The 18,428-nt window shown below is 62.0% G+C and carries 20 protein-coding genes; 10 read left to right on the top strand and 10 right to left on the bottom strand.

Annotated elements, in window-relative coordinates; all coding sequences use genetic code 11:
* Nucleotides 1–20: 20 nt before the first annotated feature.
* The gene (locus tag NTU39_RS09970) at nt 21–659 is read right to left on the bottom strand and encodes a TetR/AcrR family transcriptional regulator (protein WP_150664790.1); all 639 of its coding nucleotides are present in this window, start codon (nt 657–659) and stop codon (nt 21–23) included.
* A gap of 104 nt (nt 660–763) precedes the next feature.
* On the opposite strand from NTU39_RS09970, the gene rsxB reads away from it, so the two are divergent.
* A complete protein-coding gene (gene rsxB, locus NTU39_RS09965) occupies nt 764–1,666 on the top strand; it encodes an electron transport complex subunit RsxB (protein ID WP_150664789.1) in 903 nt (300 codons plus the stop codon).
* A gap of 116 nt (nt 1,667–1,782) precedes the next feature.
* Nucleotides 1,783–2,427: an endonuclease III gene (nth, locus tag NTU39_RS09960; protein WP_150664788.1), complete on the top strand. Its 645-nt coding sequence runs from the start codon at nt 1,783–1,785 to the stop codon at nt 2,425–2,427.
* A 133-nt stretch (nt 2,428–2,560) separates the two neighbouring features.
* On the opposite strand, the gene NTU39_RS09955 is transcribed toward nth, so the two are convergent.
* Together NTU39_RS09955 and NTU39_RS09950 are read right to left on the bottom strand one after the other, a co-directional pair.
* Nucleotides 2,561–3,154, bottom strand: coding sequence for a malonic semialdehyde reductase (locus NTU39_RS09955; protein WP_150664787.1), 594 nt, complete (start codon nt 3,152–3,154; stop codon nt 2,561–2,563).
* Between the two features lie 91 nt (nt 3,155–3,245).
* Nucleotides 3,246–4,196 carry a DMT family transporter gene (locus NTU39_RS09950; RefSeq protein ID WP_150664786.1) on the bottom strand — a complete coding sequence of 317 codons (951 nt, stop codon included), beginning with the start codon at nt 4,194–4,196 and terminating at the stop codon, nt 3,246–3,248.
* A 167-nt stretch (nt 4,197–4,363) separates the two neighbouring features.
* On the opposite strand from NTU39_RS09950, the gene NTU39_RS09945 reads away from it, so the two are divergent.
* Nucleotides 4,364–4,795, top strand: coding sequence for a DUF1841 family protein (locus NTU39_RS09945; RefSeq protein WP_039399351.1), 432 nt, complete (start codon nt 4,364–4,366; stop codon nt 4,793–4,795).
* Nucleotides 4,796–4,935: 140 nt separating this feature from the next.
* Here NTU39_RS09945 and NTU39_RS09940 read toward each other — a convergent pair whose 3' ends face one another.
* Entirely contained in the window at nt 4,936–5,337 is a 402-nt protein-coding gene (locus NTU39_RS09940; protein ID WP_039403682.1) for a c-type cytochrome, read from the bottom strand.
* A gap of 46 nt (nt 5,338–5,383) precedes the next feature.
* Entirely contained in the window at nt 5,384–5,698 is a 315-nt protein-coding gene (locus NTU39_RS09935) for a c-type cytochrome (protein WP_370855785.1), read from the bottom strand.
* A gap of 332 nt (nt 5,699–6,030) precedes the next feature.
* On the opposite strand from NTU39_RS09935, the gene NTU39_RS09930 reads away from it, so the two are divergent.
* From NTU39_RS09930 to NTU39_RS09915, 4 genes are all read left to right on the top strand, one after another.
* Nucleotides 6,031–6,873, top strand: a complete 843-nt coding sequence (locus tag NTU39_RS09930) for an AAA family ATPase (RefSeq protein WP_046291474.1) — start codon at nt 6,031–6,033, stop codon at nt 6,871–6,873.
* 13 nt (nt 6,874–6,886) lie between these two features.
* On the top strand, nt 6,887–8,062 hold the full coding sequence (locus tag NTU39_RS09925) for a vWA domain-containing protein (protein WP_150660489.1): 1,176 nt from the start codon (nt 6,887–6,889) through the stop codon (nt 8,060–8,062).
* Between the two features lie 153 nt (nt 8,063–8,215).
* A complete protein-coding gene (locus NTU39_RS09920) occupies nt 8,216–9,412 on the top strand; it encodes a benzoate/H(+) symporter BenE family transporter (protein WP_150664785.1) in 1,197 nt (398 codons plus the stop codon).
* 79 nt (nt 9,413–9,491) lie between these two features.
* Nucleotides 9,492–9,836, top strand: a complete 345-nt coding sequence (locus NTU39_RS09915; protein WP_257959758.1) for a DUF2322 family protein — start codon at nt 9,492–9,494, stop codon at nt 9,834–9,836.
* 154 nt (nt 9,837–9,990) lie between these two features.
* Here the strand turns inward: NTU39_RS09915 and NTU39_RS09910 are convergent, their stop codons facing one another.
* From NTU39_RS09910 to NTU39_RS09890, 5 genes are all read right to left on the bottom strand, one after another.
* On the bottom strand, nt 9,991–10,833 hold the full coding sequence (locus NTU39_RS09910) for a class I SAM-dependent methyltransferase (protein ID WP_039399362.1): 843 nt from the start codon (nt 10,831–10,833) through the stop codon (nt 9,991–9,993).
* A gap of 116 nt (nt 10,834–10,949) precedes the next feature.
* Nucleotides 10,950–11,486 (bottom strand): DNA-deoxyinosine glycosylase, encoded by a 537-nt coding sequence (locus tag NTU39_RS09905; protein ID WP_257959757.1) that lies wholly within the window; start codon nt 11,484–11,486, stop codon nt 10,950–10,952.
* Nucleotides 11,487–11,491: 5 nt separating this feature from the next.
* Complete coding sequence (locus NTU39_RS09900) at nt 11,492–12,088, bottom strand: chorismate--pyruvate lyase family protein (RefSeq protein WP_150664782.1); 597 nt, start codon at nt 12,086–12,088, stop codon at nt 11,492–11,494.
* A gap of 224 nt (nt 12,089–12,312) precedes the next feature.
* Nucleotides 12,313–14,199, bottom strand: a complete 1,887-nt coding sequence (htpG, locus tag NTU39_RS09895; protein ID WP_257959756.1) for a molecular chaperone HtpG — start codon at nt 14,197–14,199, stop codon at nt 12,313–12,315.
* Nucleotides 14,200–14,497: 298 nt separating this feature from the next.
* Nucleotides 14,498–15,943 carry an aminotransferase-like domain-containing protein gene (locus NTU39_RS09890; protein WP_150576700.1) on the bottom strand — a complete coding sequence of 482 codons (1,446 nt, stop codon included), beginning with the start codon at nt 15,941–15,943 and terminating at the stop codon, nt 14,498–14,500.
* A 281-nt stretch (nt 15,944–16,224) separates the two neighbouring features.
* Between NTU39_RS09890 and NTU39_RS09885 the strand changes: the two genes are divergently transcribed.
* The 3 genes from NTU39_RS09885 to NTU39_RS09875 all read left to right on the top strand — a co-directional run bounded on the left by NTU39_RS09885 (nt 16,225) and on the right by NTU39_RS09875 (nt 18,399).
* Nucleotides 16,225–16,596, top strand: coding sequence for a DUF2917 domain-containing protein (locus tag NTU39_RS09885; protein ID WP_150664780.1), 372 nt, complete (start codon nt 16,225–16,227; stop codon nt 16,594–16,596).
* A 142-nt stretch (nt 16,597–16,738) separates the two neighbouring features.
* Nucleotides 16,739–17,425, top strand: coding sequence for a VOC family protein (locus NTU39_RS09880; protein WP_150664779.1), 687 nt, complete (start codon nt 16,739–16,741; stop codon nt 17,423–17,425).
* A 77-nt stretch (nt 17,426–17,502) separates the two neighbouring features.
* Entirely contained in the window at nt 17,503–18,399 is an 897-nt protein-coding gene (locus NTU39_RS09875) for a DMT family transporter (protein WP_150664778.1), read from the top strand.
* Nucleotides 18,400–18,428: the final 29 nt, after the last annotated feature.

Genomic DNA, 18,428 nt, shown 5'->3' with positions numbered 1-18,428 from the left:
CGCAGATCGCGGCCGTCCGCTTAACGCGTGCGCAGCGAATCCAGCAGCATCTGCGTATTGAAGGATGAGTACGTTTTTCTCGACTCGTCGCTCATGACATCGCGTCCCATCACAATGGAAAGCGTATGTCGATTCGACATCACGTAATAACCCATCGCCGAGATCGTCACGTACAGATCGACCGGATCGACGCTCTGACGAATTTCGCCACTGGCCTGACCGCGCTTGAGGGTCTGCGCGAGCAGTTCCACGATCGGCGAGACCTGCTGGCGAATTTCCGTCGACTGACGCATCGACTTTGCCTCGTGCAGATTTTCGTTATTGATGAGCTGAATCAGCTCCGGGTGATCGGCGTAGTAATCCCACACGAAGTGGGCGAGTTCGGCTACGGCTTCGAGCGGCGCAAGCAGATCTAGCTTGAGCGCGTGTTCCGCACGATTGAATTCGCCATAGACCTCTTCGAGCACGGCCAGATAAAGCTGGTCCTTGTTGCCGAAGTAGTAGTAGAGCATTCGCTCATTGATGTCGGCTCGGCGTGCGATGCTGTCCACGCGAGCACCACTGGAACCACGTTCCGCAAATTCCTCGATCGCAGCGGCAAGAATCCGCTGTCGGGTGCGTTCCGGGTCACGTTTGATCTTGGTTTCTGATGTTGTCATGATCGGCCGGTCGTTCTCATCGGGCGGAATTATGGCACAACGGTTTCAGTGTTTCTGCAAAATGCAGGATAATTCTAGTTTCCGCCGAATCCCCCACAAAAGACGTGTCCGAAGTCAGCGCGCTCGCTCAGCGCATCGATGCCCTATTGCCCCAGACGCAATGCACCAAATGCGGTTACGCAGGTTGCCGTCCGTACGCCGACGCTATCGCGAGCGGACAAGCCAGCTATAACCAATGCCCGCCAGGCGGGGCCGAAGGTGTCGAGCGCCTTGCGAAGTTGCTCGGCCGTCCCGTCATTGCAATCAATCCGGAGAACGGGGTCGAACGCCCGCGCCCCCGGGCTGTGATCGACGAATCGCTCTGCATCGGCTGCACCTTGTGCATTCAGGCTTGCCCGGTCGACGCCATTGTCGGCGCGGCCAAATTGATGCATACGGTCATCGAAGACCGCTGCACCGGCTGCGATCTCTGCGTACCGCCCTGCCCCGTCGACTGCATCGACATGGTGCCGGTGACCGGGGAGCGCACAGGATGGGACGCCTGGTCGCAAAAGCAAGCCGACGAGGCTCGCACCCACTTTGAGGCCCATCAGGCCCGTCTGGAAAAGGACAAGGCGCAACGTGAAGCCCGTCTCGCGGCACGTGCTGCGCGCGTTGCGCCGGGACCGCAAAGTACGCCCGCCGCCGATAACGTCCAGCCGCAGGTCGCGGCACCTCGCGCGGAGACATCGTCGGTTTCGAATGATGGAACCGCAGGGGCGGCGCCCGTCGCCGACGAAGCGGCAACGGCAGCAGCACGCAAGCAAGCCATCATTCAGGCCGCGCTCGAACGTGCTCGCCAGAAGAAGGCTGCGCTGGCCGCCGAAGGCCTAGGTCCCAAGAACACCGAGAACGTGTCTGCGGCCGTCCAGGCGCAGATCGACGAAGCAGAAGCCCGCCGTAAGCGACTTGGGTTTGAGGCAAACGGTGACGCTCCCAGCACCGACAATGCCAAAGACAACGATTGATGTAGCGCCCATTTGTAAGAACTGCGAAGCCCTGACGCTTCGAACGGACGGCTAACCGGCCATTGATGGGTCGTCCTCGATAACAAGACAAACGCCACGCCACACGCGCCCCCGCCATGAACGACGCCAAACGCCGTGCCCTGTTCGAAACGCTGCAACAACTCAATCCCACACCGACGACGGAGTTGGAATACACGTCGCCTTTTGAGTTGTTGATTGCGGTACTACTCTCCGCACAGGCGACCGATGTCTCCGTGAACAAGGCGACCCGCAAGCTTTACGCCGTCGCGAACACCCCCGCAAAAATGATTGCGCTGGGCGAAGCAGGCGTGTCCGATTTCATCAAGACGATCGGGCTGTATCGCACGAAGGCCAAGAACGTCATCGCCACCTGCCAATTGCTTCTCGACAAGCACGCCGGGGAAGTGCCGCGATCGCGTGAAGCGCTCGAAGCGTTGCCTGGCGTTGGCCGCAAAACCGCTAACGTGGTACTGAATACCGCATTCGGCGAGGACACGATTGCCGTCGACACGCACATTTTCCGTGTCGCCAACCGCACGGGACTGGCACCCGGCAAGGACCCGCTGGCCGTCGAACTGGCCCTGGAACGCGTAACACCTCGCGAATTCAAACACGACGCGCATCACTGGCTCATCTTGCACGGCCGCTACGTATGCAAGGCACGCAAGCCAGAGTGCTGGCATTGCGCGATCGAACCGCTCTGCGACTTCCGGCCGAAAACACCTGCGCCGAAGGCGTGACACGCCATTAGCGCTCGCCGACGTCAGCCACGGCGGCAGTACAAACAAAACGGGCGGCCCGATATCGGGACCGCCCGTTTTGTTTGTACGCTTCACACATCGAATGATGCCGCGAAGCGTCACCGACCTTGCATCAGATGATGCGCGCCGCTTCGTCGAACGACAAACGCGGGTTGCGTGGGAACAGCTTGTCCTGATCGCCGTAGCCCAGATTGCAGATGAAGTTCACACGCCATTCGGTGCCAGCAAAGAACGTATCGTTGACTTTCTGAGCGTCGAAACCGGCCATCGGACCGCAATCCAGACCCAACGCGCGCGCGGCCAGAATAAAGTATCCGCCTTGCAGCGAGCTGTTCATATGGGCGGCGCCTGCTGCCTTGGCGGCATCACCCGAGAACATCGGCACCATCTTCTCCGCGCCGTTCGGGAACAGCTTGGGCAGGTGCTCGTAAAACTTCAGGTCATACGCAATGATGGCCGTCACGGGGGCCGTACGTGTCTTGTCCACGTTACCCGGTGCCATGCATTCGATCAGTTTCGCCTTCGCCTCCGGGCTCTTCACGAAGACAATCCGGGCGGGCGTCGTGTTGGCCGACGTCGGGCCCCACTTCACCAGATCGTAGAGTTCGCGCAGCGTCTCGTCGCTGACCGACTTGTCGAGCCACACGTTGTGCGTGCGGGCATCGGTGAACAACTGGGCGATGGCTTCTTTGGCAATGATGCTCATGACGAATGACCTCGGGTGTTGAATAGCGAACGAAGGGCGATTGTACCGTTGCCGCACGGCGGACGCAGGCGCGCCAAAAATACCCACGGAATCAAGCGTTTGCCGACGCCCCACGCGCAGATAGCCAGAGCACGCCCGCCAGAATGAGTGCCCCGCCCGCCCACTGTCCCGCTGTGAGCGTTTCACCGAGCAGCATGGCCGCGAGCAGCACCGTCACGACGGGCTCCAGCGTCGAGAGCATGGAGGCGCGTCCCGCGCCAAGACGTTGCAAACCGGCGAAGAAGGTCAGAATCGCGATGACCGTAGAACAAACGGCAATCGCGGTGAGCGCCGCCCATCCACCGATCTCTGCGGGCCAACGCAACGGCAGTCCCTGTGAGCTGCGTACCGCAGCCAGAACGCCGAAGGAGACCGTTGCAGCAAGACAAACGAGCGTTGCCGTCGCTCGCGCGTCGACACCCCGCGTCAGTTGTGCGCCCACGATGATGTATCCCGAATAGATCAACGCGGCGGCGACTGCCAGCGCCATACCCAGAGGTTGCCCCTGACCGCCGCCGACGGTCAGCGCCGTCCCCAGCGAGCACAGGACCAGCGCGCCGAGCTTTACCGATGTCAGGCGCTCATGCAGAAAAACGGCCGCCAGAAGCGTGACGAATACCGGGTAAAGGTAAAGCAGCAATGCAACGAGCGACGCCTGTGCATACTGCAACGCGCCAAAGAAACACAGCGATTGGCCGACGTAGCCGATGCCGCCCATCAGCGCGATATGTAGCGACTGGCGGCGCGACGGAAAGCGGACCCGCTGCATGCGGCACCAGAGAAGCAGCAGCATGGCAGCGACGAAGAATCGGAACAGCAACATGGCGAACATGTCGGCGCCGGAAGCCGTGGCCGCACGCGCGAAAATCGCCATCGCCCCGAACGCCGAGGCCGAGATGGCGATCAACGCGATGCCGCCCCACGCAGACGGTGGCGTGTGAGGCGCGGCGGGAACGCCATCCGGTGCAGTGCTTGCGGTGGGGGTACGGGGGCTTTGCGACATGATTACGCGATTTGGGGGACAATACGGCGTGTTTTACATGCGTTGCTGGCGCGTTCGGTCCATCACAGGCACGCCTGGCGTCTTTCCGTATCGTGCGAACGGATTCGCCATTGTAGCCACGGCAAGGCGCGCCGCAAGACGCCTCAAAAGAACCCCACGGAGTCCCCATGTTCAATCCGAGCCGTGACGAAGTCCGGCAATTCTTCTGCACCACGTGGCAAAAGCAGCGTGATGGCAATATCCTGACGCCGCTCGAAACGATTGCCGCCGACTGGATCAACGAACACCCCGAGTACCACGACGCGCTTGCCGATACCGAAGACGCCAGCGCCCGCGATTACTCGCCGGAAGCGGGCCAGACCAACCCGTTCCTGCATTTGTCCATGCACCTGGCGATCAGCGAGCAGGTCTCCATCGATCAGCCACCCGGTATCCGCGCCGCGTACGAAAAGCTGACGAATCGCCTTGACTCGCCGCACGAGGCGCAGCACCGCATCATGGAGTGTCTGGGGCAGACCCTGTGGGAAGCCCAGCGCAGCGGTCAGCCGCCCGACTCGGACGCCTACCTCCAGCGTATCGAGCAGCAGGCATCGCGCTAAGCGCCCTCCGGTGGTTGCGGCAGCACGCAAACGGCGTGGTGCCGCCAGCACTAACCGTACGCTGCCCCGACAAGAGCACGAAAGCAAACGACGGTTGCCTTGACAGCAACCGTCGTTTTTTCGTGCAGACGTCGAAACGCTTACTTTTTCGTCACGAGATCGCCGGGCAGCGACTCGATGTAAGCGGAGATGTCCTTCAGCTCCTGCGACGTGAACGGACGCGGCTTGCCGTCCTTGTCGAGCGTCGCCGGATTCGACATGACCTGCGTCTTCATAATGGCGTTGCTGCGGCCATACACCAGACTGTGTTCGTTCTGGTACGCACGCAACGCGTTATAGACGTAATCCGCGTACTGACCAGCCAGCTTCGGGTATTCCGGGGTGATCGGCGCGTTCAGGTTGGCGCCGTGGCAACTGGCGCACATGCCTTTGTCGACGAGCGCCTTACCGTTGGCGATATTGCCCGCGGCGACTGCGTTGCCGCTCGTTGCGGCGAGCATCGCGCCCAGCGTCAGGGACACCGCCGCAGCGGCCTTTGCCATCGAATGCATCGAATGCTTCATCGTGTTCTCCTCAGCCACGCACGTTTTACTTCTGGGGATTGACCGGCGTCGACGCCGTCTGCGCCGCGTAGTACGCGGCGATGTCGACGATGTCCTGTTCGGTCAACGTGGCTGCGATGCCATGCATCGTCTGGAACTTGCGATCGCCCTTCGCGTATTCCTTCAGGGCGTTTTCGATGTACTTCGCGTTCTGTCCGCCGATCTTGGGGACGTGATACACCTCGGGGAACGCGGTGCGATAGTCGGCAATGCCATGGCAGCCAATGCACATGGCCACCTTGCTCTTTGCCGCCTCCATATCAGGCTTGAGTTCGGCCGCATGAAGGGCGCTGACCGACATGAACGACGTGCTGCCAAGCGCCAGCGCCATCATCGTGAGGAACTTTTTCATGGTCTTCTTGGGAACGTTTTTGGTTGGAATACCGGCCCGCAACACGCAGGTCGACATCCCGGCTCCAAGGCGGTCGACCTGTGAAAAAAGCAATCGATTGTAACCCACACCCTCCGAGGCGCAAACTCGGTGCTGACCCGCACAGTTCTCCGAAGTTTTTTCGCAAGCCATTGATGTCAATGCACATTTTCAACGTGCGAGCGAGCCATATGCGCAATGTCTTATACTGAACTTTTTCCCTGCCCGGCCGGTTGGCCGGCTGTTTGCGGACGGCTCTGACAATGCGCTTTGAAGGCTCTTCCCAATACGTCGCCACCGACGACCTCAAGCTCGCCGTGAACGCGGCGGCCACGCTGCAACGACCGCTGCTCATCAAGGGCGAACCCGGCACCGGCAAGACCATGCTCGCCGAGGAAGTGGCCGCAGCCCTCGATATGCCGCTGCTGCAATGGCACGTGAAGTCCACCACCAAGGCGCAGCAAGGGCTCTACGAATACGACGCGGTCTCACGGCTGCGCGATTCGCAACTGGGCGACGAGCGCGTTCGCGACATCGCCAACTACATCGTCAAGGGCGTGCTCTGGCAAGCGTTCGAGGCCGACCAGCCGGTCGTGTTGCTGATCGACGAGATCGACAAGGCCGACATCGAATTCCCCAACGATTTGCTGCGTGAGCTCGATCGCATGGAGTTCTACGTCTACGAGACGCGAGAACTGGTGAAGGCCCGCCACCGTCCGCTCGTCATCATCACGTCGAACAACGAGAAGGAGCTGCCCGACGCCTTCCTGCGCCGCTGCTTCTTCCACTACATCAAATTCCCGGAACCGGCGACGATGCAGTCGATCATTGACGTCCACTTCCCGAACATCCGTCGCGAACTGGTCAACGCCGCCATGGCGACGTTCTTCGAAGTGCGCGAGATCCCGGGCCTGAAGAAAAAGCCGTCGACATCGGAACTGATCGATTGGCTCAAGTTGCTGATGGCCGAGGAAATCGGCCCGGAAGCGCTTCGCAGCGCCGACAACAAACTGGCCATTCCGCCGCTTGCGGGCGCTTTGCTCAAGAACGAGCAGGACATGCACCTGTTCGAGCGGCTCGTCTTCATGAATCGCGCTAACCGATAAGCGCGCCCACGTCATGCTGATCGACTTCTTCTACACCTTGCGCGCGGCAAAACTGCCGGTCTCGGTCAAGGAATACCTGACGCTGCTCGAAGCACTTCAGCGTCAGGTGATCGCGCCCTCGCTCGACGAGTTCTACTATCTGGCGCGCCTCTCGCTCATCAAGGACGAGAAGCACTACGACAAGTTCGATCAGGCGTTCGGTGCGTACTTCAAAGGCGTACAGCAAATCGTCGACGCCTCCGGTGAAGTGCCGCTCGACTGGCTCAAGAAGCGGATGCAACGCGAGTTGTCCCCCGAAGACAAGGCGCGTATTCAGGCGCTGGGCGGACTCGATAAGCTCATGGAACGCCTGAAGCAACTGTTCGACGAGCAGAAGGGGCGGCACGAAGGCGGCAGCAAGTGGATCGGCACGGGCGGCACATCGCCGTTCGGCAATGGCGGCTTCAATCCCGAAGGCATCCGCATCGGCGGCGAGAGCAACGGCAATCGCACCGCAGTCAAAGTATGGGATCAACGTACGTACCGCGACTACGACGACACCGTAGAGCTGGGCACGCGCAACATCAAGGTTGCACTACGCCGTCTGCGTAAGTTCGCGCGCGAAGGGGCGGCCGAAGAACTCGATCTAGACGACACGATTCGCTCCACTGCGGCCAATGCTGGCTGGCTCGATCTAAAGCTGGTGCCCGAGCGTCACAACAACGTGAAGGTGCTGATGCTGCTCGACGTGGGCGGGTCGATGGACGATCACATCGCGCGCACGGAAGAACTCTTCTCGGCCGCGAAGTCGGAATTCAAGCATCTCGAGTTCTACTATTTCCACAACTGCGTCTACGACTATCTCTGGCGGCAGAACCGCCGACGTCACAACGAGCGATTCGAGACGTGGGACGTGCTGCGCAAATATCCGGCCGACTACAAGCTGATCTTCGTGGGCGATGCGACGATGAGTCCGTACGAAGTTCTGCAACCGGGTGGCTCCGTCGAGTACAACAACAAGGAAGCGGGCGCGGTCTGGCTGCGTCGCTTCATCGACCGGTATCCGCATCACGCGTGGCTCAACCCTGAGCCGGAAGCCATTTGGCAATATCGTCAGTCGATTTCGGTGATCCGCCAGCTCTTTGCGAATCGTATGTATCCGATTACGCTGGCGGGGCTGGAATCGGCCATGCGGGTCCTAAGTAAGTAGCCCGGAAATCCCCGCGTCACGGCAGATACTCCGCAGATACACGGCAGATGCAAGGCATAGCGCGCGCCGTCCGCACACAACGGCACGCCGCACAATGCGGCAGAACCGCAGTACATCACAACAACAACGCAACCAAAGAGACAGCACGCCACCATGACGTCGAGCACCACTTCACTGCCCCCGCTGCGCCCGCTGGCGGACACGTCGCCGTCGGCCATCGTGGCCGGCTTCGTGGCGATGATGACCGGCTACACCAGCTCGCTCATCCTCATGTTTCAGGCCGGACAGGCCGCCCATCTTACGCCGGCGCAAATCTCGTCGTGGATCTGGGCGCTGTCCATCGGCATGGGATTGACGACCATCGGGCTATCGCTTCGCTACCGCACGCCCGTTGTTATCGCGTGGTCGACGCCGGGTGCTGCCCTGCTGATTACGTCGCTACCGGGTGTGCCGTACGGTGAGGCCATCGGCGCGTTCATCGTCTGCAATGCGCTCATCGCCATCTGCGGACTGACGGGGGGCTTCGAGACGATCATGCGGCGCGTGCCGCCTGCGTTGGCGTCCGCGCTGCTGGCGGGCATTCTGTTTCGCATCGGACTGGAGATTTTCGTCGCCGCGCAGCACCAGACGGCACTCGTACTCTCCATGTTCTTCACGTACCTCATCGTCAAACGACTCGCCTCGCGCTACGCCATTTTGTTGGCGCTGATCGTGGGCACAGCCGTTGCCGGCGGACTGGGCCTGCTCGATTTCAGTCACTTCAATGTGTCGCTGGCAAAGCCGGTATGGACCACCCCGTCGTTCTCGTTGTCGGCGACGATCAGCATCGCGATCCCGCTGTTCGTGGTGGCGATGGCGTCGCAGAACGTTCCCGGACTCGCCGTCCTGCGTGCGGATGGTTACAACGTCCCCGCATCGCCGTTGATTTCGACAACCGGCATTGCGTCGGTACTGCTCGCGCCGTTCGGCTCCCATGGTATCCATCTTGCGGCCATCACGGCGGCCATCTGTACAGGGCGCGAAGCGCATGAAGACCCCGCGAAGCGCTATACGGCAGCAGTGTGGTCGGGCGTCTTTTACCTGATCGCCGGGACATTCGGCGCGACCATTGCTGCACTGTTTGCGGCGTTTCCGAAGGCACTGGTCGTCTCCATTGCAGCACTGGCCCTGTTCGGCTCGATCATGAACGGACTGGCGAATGCCATGCACGACATGAAGCAACGCGAAGCCGCGCTTATCACGTTCATGGTGACCGCCTCCGGATTGACGCTGCTCTCCATCGGGTCCGCCTTCTGGGGACTGATCGCCGGGGTGGTAACGCTGGCGATTCTGCAATGGCGACGCACCTGATCCCGCCTGGGCCGGAGTGATAACATTCGGCCCGCAACGATTTCAATTCATCTGACGTAACCGCAGGAGCAGTACAACCATGGCAGTCATCGAACCGACCCCGGTGTTCAAGGAAAACCTCGCCCAGATGGCCTCCATCGGCAGCATCGAAGGCATCGCGCGCATCGACCTGCGCAATGCCAGTGGCGCCGTTGTGGGCACCATCGAAAATGCACCGGGCAAGCAAGGCTCGCTCGCCGTCTACCACTATATCAAGCAAGCCTTCGGCACGCTCGACGCCAAGGCTGCCGAGCATGCCCTGGCAGTCTTCGGTGAGCACACCGCAGACGCGCGTAACCGCCCCGGCGCTCACCCGAACGTCGACCGCCTGCTGGCGATCGTCGCCGGTGGCGAGGCGCTCACGATCGACGAAGTCGCTGCCTGAAGAAGTCACCGCCTGATGCAGGCGGTTGCACGGTCCCGACGCTTAGCGACCGCACGTCGCGCAAAAGAAAAAGCCAGCCTCTCGGCTGGCTTTTTTACGTCTGCCGCAAATTGCGGCTTCTGCGATACGGCGATGCGTAGCTACGCGGACAACGTCAGACCGTCAGTACCGGACCGCCGTCGCCATTCTTCTCGCGAAGTTGCTTGACCCAACGCTTTGCAGGCAGGCCGGTCGCGGCTTCCACCACCTTGGCGCGCGCTTCCACGTCCTTCCATTCCACCGACAACAGCGGACCGTTGAACGCCAGCACGATGACGTTGCCGTCATGCACTTCCGGGAATTCGATCACGCGATTGTCGAACGCCTGACGCAGACGACGGATGTTCTTCGGATAGCTGTCGTGATCGCCAAAGAGGTTCATCGTCAGCATGCCCGGCTCGCGCAACGTGGCACGGCACGCCTTGTAGAACGCCGGGGTGTCATGGACCGGGCCGCGCGCGGTGGCGTCGTACAGGTCGATTTGCAGAACATCGACAGCACCGTGATTTGCTGTATCGGTGACGTAGTCCCACGCGTCCGCTTCCAGCACCTTCAATCGACGCGAATCGCTCGGCAGATCGAACATCGTGCGGGCAGCGACGACCACCGCCGGGTTCAGCTCAACCGCCGTCACTTGCGTGCGCGGGAATTGCTTGGCCGAGAACTTCGTGATCGAGCCGGTGCCAAGGCCCAGTTGCACCACGTGCTTCGGTGCACGCATGAACAGCAACCACGCCATCATCTGCTGCGCGTATTCCAGCTCGATACGATCCGGCTTCGACAGACGCATCGCCCCTTGCACCCATTCCGTGCCGAAATGCAGGTAACGCACGCCACCGATTTCAGAGAACGTCACCGGCGCGAAACGCGGCTTGTACGTGGGACGCGGTGAACGGGCGGCACGGTCGTCGGCGACGAACGCTTCGGCTTCGATGGATTTGCGTTTGATGAGGGTCATGTGTCCTTCAGTATTGCTCGGGATATTCCGATGGGTTCGCATTGTACCGGGTTCACGCGCTTCGCCTGTCGGCGACACGGTTCTCCCCTACGCAAGCGCGACGTTTCACGTCGCCTTCAGTGAGCAGATGAGACGTCCGACGTTCCCAGCCAGTCCCGCAGCACTAGCCAGGCGTCGCGTTTGGTCGCGAACGGGATCGTATAGGCGGGGCTGCTCGACGGCAGCAGCACAACCGGCAACGGCACGTTGCCCTGGGCGAGTGCACGCTGGCCGATGCGCGCCGCGGTGCCACCATTGAAAGCGACCGCTCGCAGCGACGGCAAGGTGCCGATCAGGCCCGCGAGATCGCTGCCCGCATGCAAGCGGATGTTGCTATCGAGACTGCCCTCGCGACGCGCCTCTGCCACCACATCCCAAAGCCCCACGCCGTGTGCGCGCAGCACATCGAGGCGTGCATCGTAAGGCAGCGTCGGCAGGGATTCGCCCAGAACCTCGCCCACCAGATGCCAGAAACGATTCTGTGGATGCGCGTAGTACTGCTGGTGCGCGAGCGAGACCTCGCCGGGCAAACTGCCGAGGATCAGGACACGCGTGTTGGCGTCCACCACCGGCGGAAAGTTGCGTTTGAGTTGGAGCGCGGACGGCGTCGGCATGGCGCTCAATCGCTCACCGTCTCGCCATGCGAGGCTTGCAAACGACGCCAGAAGCGCGGCAGAAACGCCTCAGTGACGAGCAGCGGCGCACCGTGACGCAAGAACACCGAACGACGCGCCCACAACCGTGCGCGCGGATTGGTACCCATGAGCGGGTCCCGTGCATCGCGTCGCGCACGACCGTGCAACAGATGGCGTGGGCCGAGCGGACTGGACACCAGCACGGAACGCGTGACCGTCGGATCGTGATAGAGCAGATCGGCGAGCGGACGGGTACGCAGGCGACGCATCGCCTGCCAGATCGAACGGCTATGCGTGAGCGGCGTGACGCTGTGCGCCACTACGACCGGCTCGTCGTCGACCAGCAGGATGACGTCGCGTGCCCACATCGGCGTACGCAACGGCACGCCAATCGCACGGCATTGATCTGCGTCGGCGGGCATTACCCGTTCGGCCACCACCCGCACGCTCACGCGGCCGAGCGTGGACAAATGACGCGTGAGCGCGCCGCCCCGGGTCAACCAGTCCTTGTGACGACGCGACAGCGCCGGTGCCGGGACAGCCTGCCAGCGCCGCCCGCTTACATCAAATCGGAAAGTCATGGCTCGGCATTATAAAGGTGCAACGCGTCGGTGCGCCGCTCACGCGGCCACCGTCTGCCGCGCACTCCGCCCCCCGCAAACAAAGGCCCTGCCGACCATTGCCGGATTCCATCAGACAAGAAAAAGCCCCCGCGACATTACGTCACGGGGGCTTTCATCGCTACGCGGATAACACTACGCAGACGGCGTTACGTCAAAACGGCTCCGTCGTCTGCGCTATGCAATCAACGTGCAGACAGCAGCAACGCGTTGGTACGCTTCACGAACGTCGCCGGATCTTCCAGATTGCCACCTTCGGCCAGCAACGCCTGCTCGAACAGGAGTTGTGTCCAGTCGGAGAGGTCGGCGCTCTCGGCCGTGAGTCGCTTGATCAGCGCATGCTCCGGGTTGATCTCGAGAATCGGACGGAACTCCGGCATCTTCTGACCGGCCGCCTTCATCAGGCGTTGAAGCGTGCCGCTCATGTCGTTCTCGTCGGACACCAGACACGACGGCGAATCGGTCAGACGGAACGTCACCCGCACATCCTTGGCCTTGTCGGCGAGCACTTCCTTCATCTTTTCGACGAGCGGCTTGAGGTCGTCGCTGGTCTTCTCCTGCGCTTCCTTCTCGCTGGCATCTTCCAGCGAACCCAGGTCCAGATCACCGCGCGCCACGCTCACGAGCGCCTTGCCGTCGAACTCATGGACGTACGAGAGCATCCATTCGTCCACACGGTCGGTCAGCAGCAGCACTTCCACACCCTTCTTGCGGAACACCTCAAGATGCGGGCTGTGACTTGCGGCCACCCAGTTCTCCGCCGTCACGTAGTAGATCTTGTCCTGACCTTCCTTCATGCGGCTGACGTAATCGGCCAGCGAGACCGTCTGCTCGGCCGAATCGTTATGCGTGCTCGCAAAACGCAGCAGCTTGGCGATGCGTTCGCGGTTGGCCTGGTCTTCGCCTGTGCCTTCCTTGAGGACCTGACCGAATGCGCCCCAGAACTGCGTGTACTTATCCTGCTGGTTCTCTGCCAGATCTTCCAGCAGACCGAGCACGCGCTTCGCGCACCCTTCGCGGATGGCCTTCACGTCGCGGCTTTCCTGAAGGATTTCTCGCGAGACGTTCAACGGCAGATCTGCCGAATCTACGACCCCGCGCACGAAGCGGAGGTAGTTCGGGAGGAGTTGCTCCGCATCGTCCATGATGAAGACGCGCTTCACGTACAGCTTCAGGCCACCTTGCGAGTTGCGATCCCACAGGTCGTACGGCGCGTGGCCGGGCACGTACAGCAGTTGCGTATATTCGCTGCGACCCTCTACGCGATTGTGCGTCCATGCCAGCGGCGCTTGCATGTCGTGCGCGATGTGCTGGTAGAACTGCGTGTATTGCTCGTCGGTGATCTCGCTCTTGCTGCGGGTCCACAACGCGCTCGCCTGATTGACGGTCTCGTCCGTCTCGGCGGGGACCATCGCCTGCTTTTCTTCGTCCCACGACTCGCCGCGCATCACGATCGGCAACGAAATGTGGTCCGAATACTTGCGGATGATCGATTGCAAGTGCCACGACGACAGCAACTCGTCTTCGCCCTCACGCAGATGCAGCGTGATGGCGGTGCCGCGCGGCGCGCGCTCGATGGTCTCGACCGAGAAGTCGCCCTCGCCTGCCGACGACCAGCGCACGCCCTCCGCGGCGGGCAGCCCGGCGCGACGCGATTCGACCGTCATGCGGTCAGCGACGATGAAGCCCGAGTAGAAACCCACACCGAACTGACCGATGAGGGCCGCGTCCTTCTGCTGATCGCCGGACAGGTTCGAGAAGAATTCCTTGGTGCCGGACTTGGCAATGGTGCCGAGGTGCTCGACGGCTTCATCGCGGCTCATGCCGATGCCGTTGTCCTCGATGGTGACGGTGCGGGCGTCCTTGTCGAACGACACGCGAATCTTGAGTTCCGGATCCTGCTCGTACAGCGCTGCGTTGTTGATCGCTTCGAAGCGCAGCTTGTCGGCGGCATCCGAGGCATTGGAGATCAGCTCGCGCAGGAAGATTTCCTTGTTGCTGTACAGCGAATGAATCATCAGTTGCAGAAGCTGTTTGACTTCTGCCTGAAAGCTCATGGTTTCTTGCGCCATGGTCGGGAACCCTCATGAATCGGTGAGATGGATGGAATGTCCGGCGTGTCAGCCTGGACCGCCGCCGGGCGCCTTGCGCGCGCTGCCGCAACGGCGGTACAGGTCGGAACATAGGGACGGGCGACGCGCATTTCAAGGCCGCCAGCAAGGTTATTTCAGCGCTATTTTGCTGACGATCGGGCGAAGTTGGCGGGAAAAGCGGCAAGACCCGGCAAAAGCCCAAAGCATGCGCACGAATACGGGCGTACAGGTCACCGTCGCCAGCGGCTCATGCAGCCTTATGCCGCTTTATGCCGCTTTATGCCGCCAACTCCAATTGCCGCGACAGGAATGACAACATGGACGGATCGCTGCAGCAGGCGATATTCATGCGCATCCACGTGCTGGGGGCCTGACGCGGCGAGAACAACGCCCCCGGCGCAAACAGGAAACCGGCCTCGTGCCCGGCGGCCGCAATGGCGTTGGTGTCGATGCCGGTATCGGCCCAGAAGAACATGCCTGAGGTGGGTTCGCCGAACATACGCAACCCCATACGCTCCAGATTGCGTCGGGCGCCGTCGCGAACCTCGTCCAGACGGGTACGCAACCGCTCCACGTGACGTCGGTAATGCCCTTCGGTCAGCGCTTTGTAGACGATACGCTCGTTGATTTCCGGCGTGGTCGATCCCGACAGCATCTTGTGGTCGACGAACGTCTTCGCCAACTCCGGAGAGCAGGCGACGAACGCCACACGCAAATTCGCCGCGAGGGTCTTCGAAAAGCTCCCCAGGTAGATCACGCGCTTGAGCTGATCGAGACTTGCCAGACGTGCCACCTGCTGATGTGGCGGACACAAATCACAGTAGATATCGTCTTCCAGCACCATGAAGTCGTACTGCTCGGCGAGACGGAGAATCTGGAATGCGCGGGCGGGCGTCAGCGAGGTGCCCGTCGGGTTCTGCAGAATCGAATTCAGAATGAGCAGCTTGGGACGGTGCTGCTGCACGAGCCGCTCCAGCGCCTGCATGTCGAGGCCGTCCGGCGTGTAGGGCACGCCTATCGTATTGGCACCCTGTGACGCGATACGGCCGAACACGACGAACCACGCCGGATCGCCGACGAGTACCGTATCGCCAGCACGTACGTACAGCCGCAACAAGAAGTCCACGGCCTGCGTAATCCCTGACGTCAACACGATCTGGTCGGGCCGCGCGCCGATTTCAAGCTCCGCGAGTTGCGTCTGGAGTTGGACACGTAGCGGCAGAAAGCCGAGCGGATTGCCTGCCTGGAGCAGATGCGCGCTCGACTGGCGGCTCATCGAACGCATGGCAGACGTCATCATGTCCGCGTCGAGCCACGTCGCAGGCAGATACCCCATGCCCGGGCCGCGCTCGGGCGCCACCTGATGCAGCATGCTGCGCACGAGCCAGGCGACGTCGAGCGGCCCTTGCGTAACCATCGGTGCAGCCGCATTTTGCGGCGGCATAACCGGTCGCTCGCGTACGTAGAAACCGGAGCCGCGTCGGGCTTCGAGATACCCCTGTGCCACCAGTCGCTCATACGCTTCGACAACGGAGAAACGCGAAACACGTTTGTCTTCCGCCAGCGAACGGATCGACGGCATACGCATGCCCGGCAGGAAAACCCGCTCCTCAATACGCAACCTTGCCCAGTGCACCAACTGATCGACAAGCGTCATTCGCGCGGTGTCCAGCGCGGCGTTGTCCGCAAGAATCAGCGGAGAAATGCGGTTCGTTGTCGTCATCGTCATTCACCTGTGTCGCGCTCCGGCAAGCCACGCGAGATGCGCATCACGCGCAGGTCGTGCCCGCGCGTGCAGTTTGTTTCGGGGGCAGCGATCGGCGCACCCCACCCGGTTGACAGACACATCTGCATAGAAGTGTCTGCCCCTACCGGTCATGGAACGCCACTCTACGCCAGCCAGTTTCCCTGTCAACTCATAACTGTACCGAGAATTACCTCACGATCTGTATCGGTACTGTACCGGAGTTAACCGATAAAGTGTCCTCTCAACTGGAGACCGCCATGCGTGAAATCCGACTCTTCGAACTGGACCGGGAACAGACTGTCGTCTGGCAGAGCCCGGCTGCCGAACCGCCGCAGTCGCTGCAAGTGTTGCAGGGCCTGCTCTGGCTCACCGTGGAAGGCGAGCCGCACGACCATTGGCTGCGTGCAGGCGAGAGCTTCGAGATTCGCGGCGGGCAGCGCGTGTGGCTGGGTACTTGGCAGGAAGGCGCGCGCATGCGTGTGAGTCAGCCTGCAAAGACGCTTTCCGCGTCTGGCAGCGGACGCGCACTGGGTACCGGATTGCGGCTGGTGTGGCGCAACGTTGCGGTGCGCCTGGCTAATCGTACGAAGCGGGCCGACGGGACGGTAGCGCGACTCTTGCGCGGGTAACTCCGGCAACGCTGGACGCGCAGATCGTGCTGCGGACCGCTCCACCGGACTTGCCGACGCGGGCCTCGGAAGACGCGGCATCGACGCGCAGGCAGAGTAAGCTATCGTTTTTTGTCGCCCGTCTTTGCTGCCCGAACCGAACATGACCGCACCTCACGCCCTGAAACTGGACCATCTTGTCGTCGCCGCAGAAACGCTGGAAGCGGGCGAAGCGCACGTCATCGAGCAACTTGGCCTCACGGACGTCGTGCCGCAACGCGGCGGTAAGCACGCGCGCATGGGCACGCACAACAGTTTGCTAGGTCTGTGGGGCGGTGCCTATCTCGAGATCATCGCCATCGATCCGGAAGCCCCCGCGCCGAGTCGTGCGCGCTGGTTCGGACTCGACGACGAGACCGTTCGGGAGCGCCTCGCGCGCGGCCCGTACCTTGCGCACTGGGTGGCGCGCGTCGATCGTCCGCGTTCGCTGCCGCGCTGGCAGGCACAGTATCCGCAACGTCTGGCGCCGGTCGTGGCGATGCAGCGCGGCGCACTGACCTGGCAGATCGGCGTGCCCGACGACGGTAGCCTGCCGTCGTGGCAAGGTGTGGGGCAGGGTCTTCTGCCTACGCTGATCCAGTGGGATTCGCCGCAACACCCGGCAGATGCGCTGCCGTGCGCGGATTGCGCCGTCACCACGCTGCGTGGATTCCATCCGCAGGCAACGGTGATCGCAGAACAATTGCAGTGGCTGGGTGCCGATGCCCTCGTCAACGTCGAAGCGACGCTGGTCGAGCCGTCGCTCGCCGCAGAAATCGAAACTCCCAACGGCCCACGCACCTTGCGTTAGGCCACAACCGACCCCAACGCCCGGCACAGTGCATGGCGGGCGGACAACATAGCAACAGAGAACCACGAGGCGACACCATGAATTCGCGCGAATCCCGGGGCATGCTGATCGGATTGATCGGCGTGCTCATCTTCAGTCTGACGTTGCCCATGACGCGCATCGTCGTGGCGGAGGTCAATCCGCTGCTTAACGGACTGGGACGCGCGCTGGTGGCGGCCGTCTTCGCGGGCGCGCTGCTCTGGTGGCGCAAGGAACCGTGGCCGACGTGGTCGCAAGTCAAGAGCCTGGCCATCACCTCGCTCGGCGTGATCATCGCCTTCCCCGTTTTCTCGGCGTGGGCCATGAAAACCATCCCCGCGTCTCACGGGGCCGTGGTCAACGGCCTGCAACCGTTCTTCGTCGCGATCTACGCATATTGGCTGGGCGGCGAACGCCCCTCGCGTGGCTTCTGGGTGTTTGCTCTGCTCGGCAGCGCCCTCGTCGTTGCCTTCGCGCTTCGCGCCGGTGGCGGTAGCCTGCATGCGGCGGACGGACTGATGCTGCTGGCCGTCGTCATTGGCGCGCTGGGTTATGCAGAGGGCGGCAAGCTCGCGCGCGACATGGGCGGCTGGCAAGTGATCTGCTGGGCACTCGTGGTCTCCGCGCCGGTGTTGCTGGTGCCGGTCGGCTGGCTTGCATGGCAGCAGCCGTGGCCTGTAAGCGGCAAGGCCTGGGGCGCGTTCGCCTACGTCACCCTCTTCTCGCAATTCATCGGCTTCTTCGCCTGGTATGCCGGTCTCGCCATGGGCGGAATCGCGCGCGTGGGCCAAGTACAATTGCTTCAGATTTTCTTCACGATTGCGTTGTCCGCCCTCTTTTTCGGCGAACAAGTCGATGCGGTCACCTGGCTGTTTGCCGCCGGTGTCGTGCTGACCATCGCACTCGGCAAAAACATGAAGATCGGCGCCTCGCGACTCACGGGCAAACCGGTCTGACGACACGTCGCGGCGCATGCGATCCCTGC

The organism is Pandoraea commovens, assembly GCF_024704525.1.
Taxonomy (GTDB): Bacteria; Pseudomonadota; Gammaproteobacteria; order Burkholderiales; family Burkholderiaceae; genus Pandoraea; species Pandoraea commovens.
Note: the sequence above shows the minus strand (reverse complement) of the source record. Positions and strands in the feature narration are given on the sequence as shown.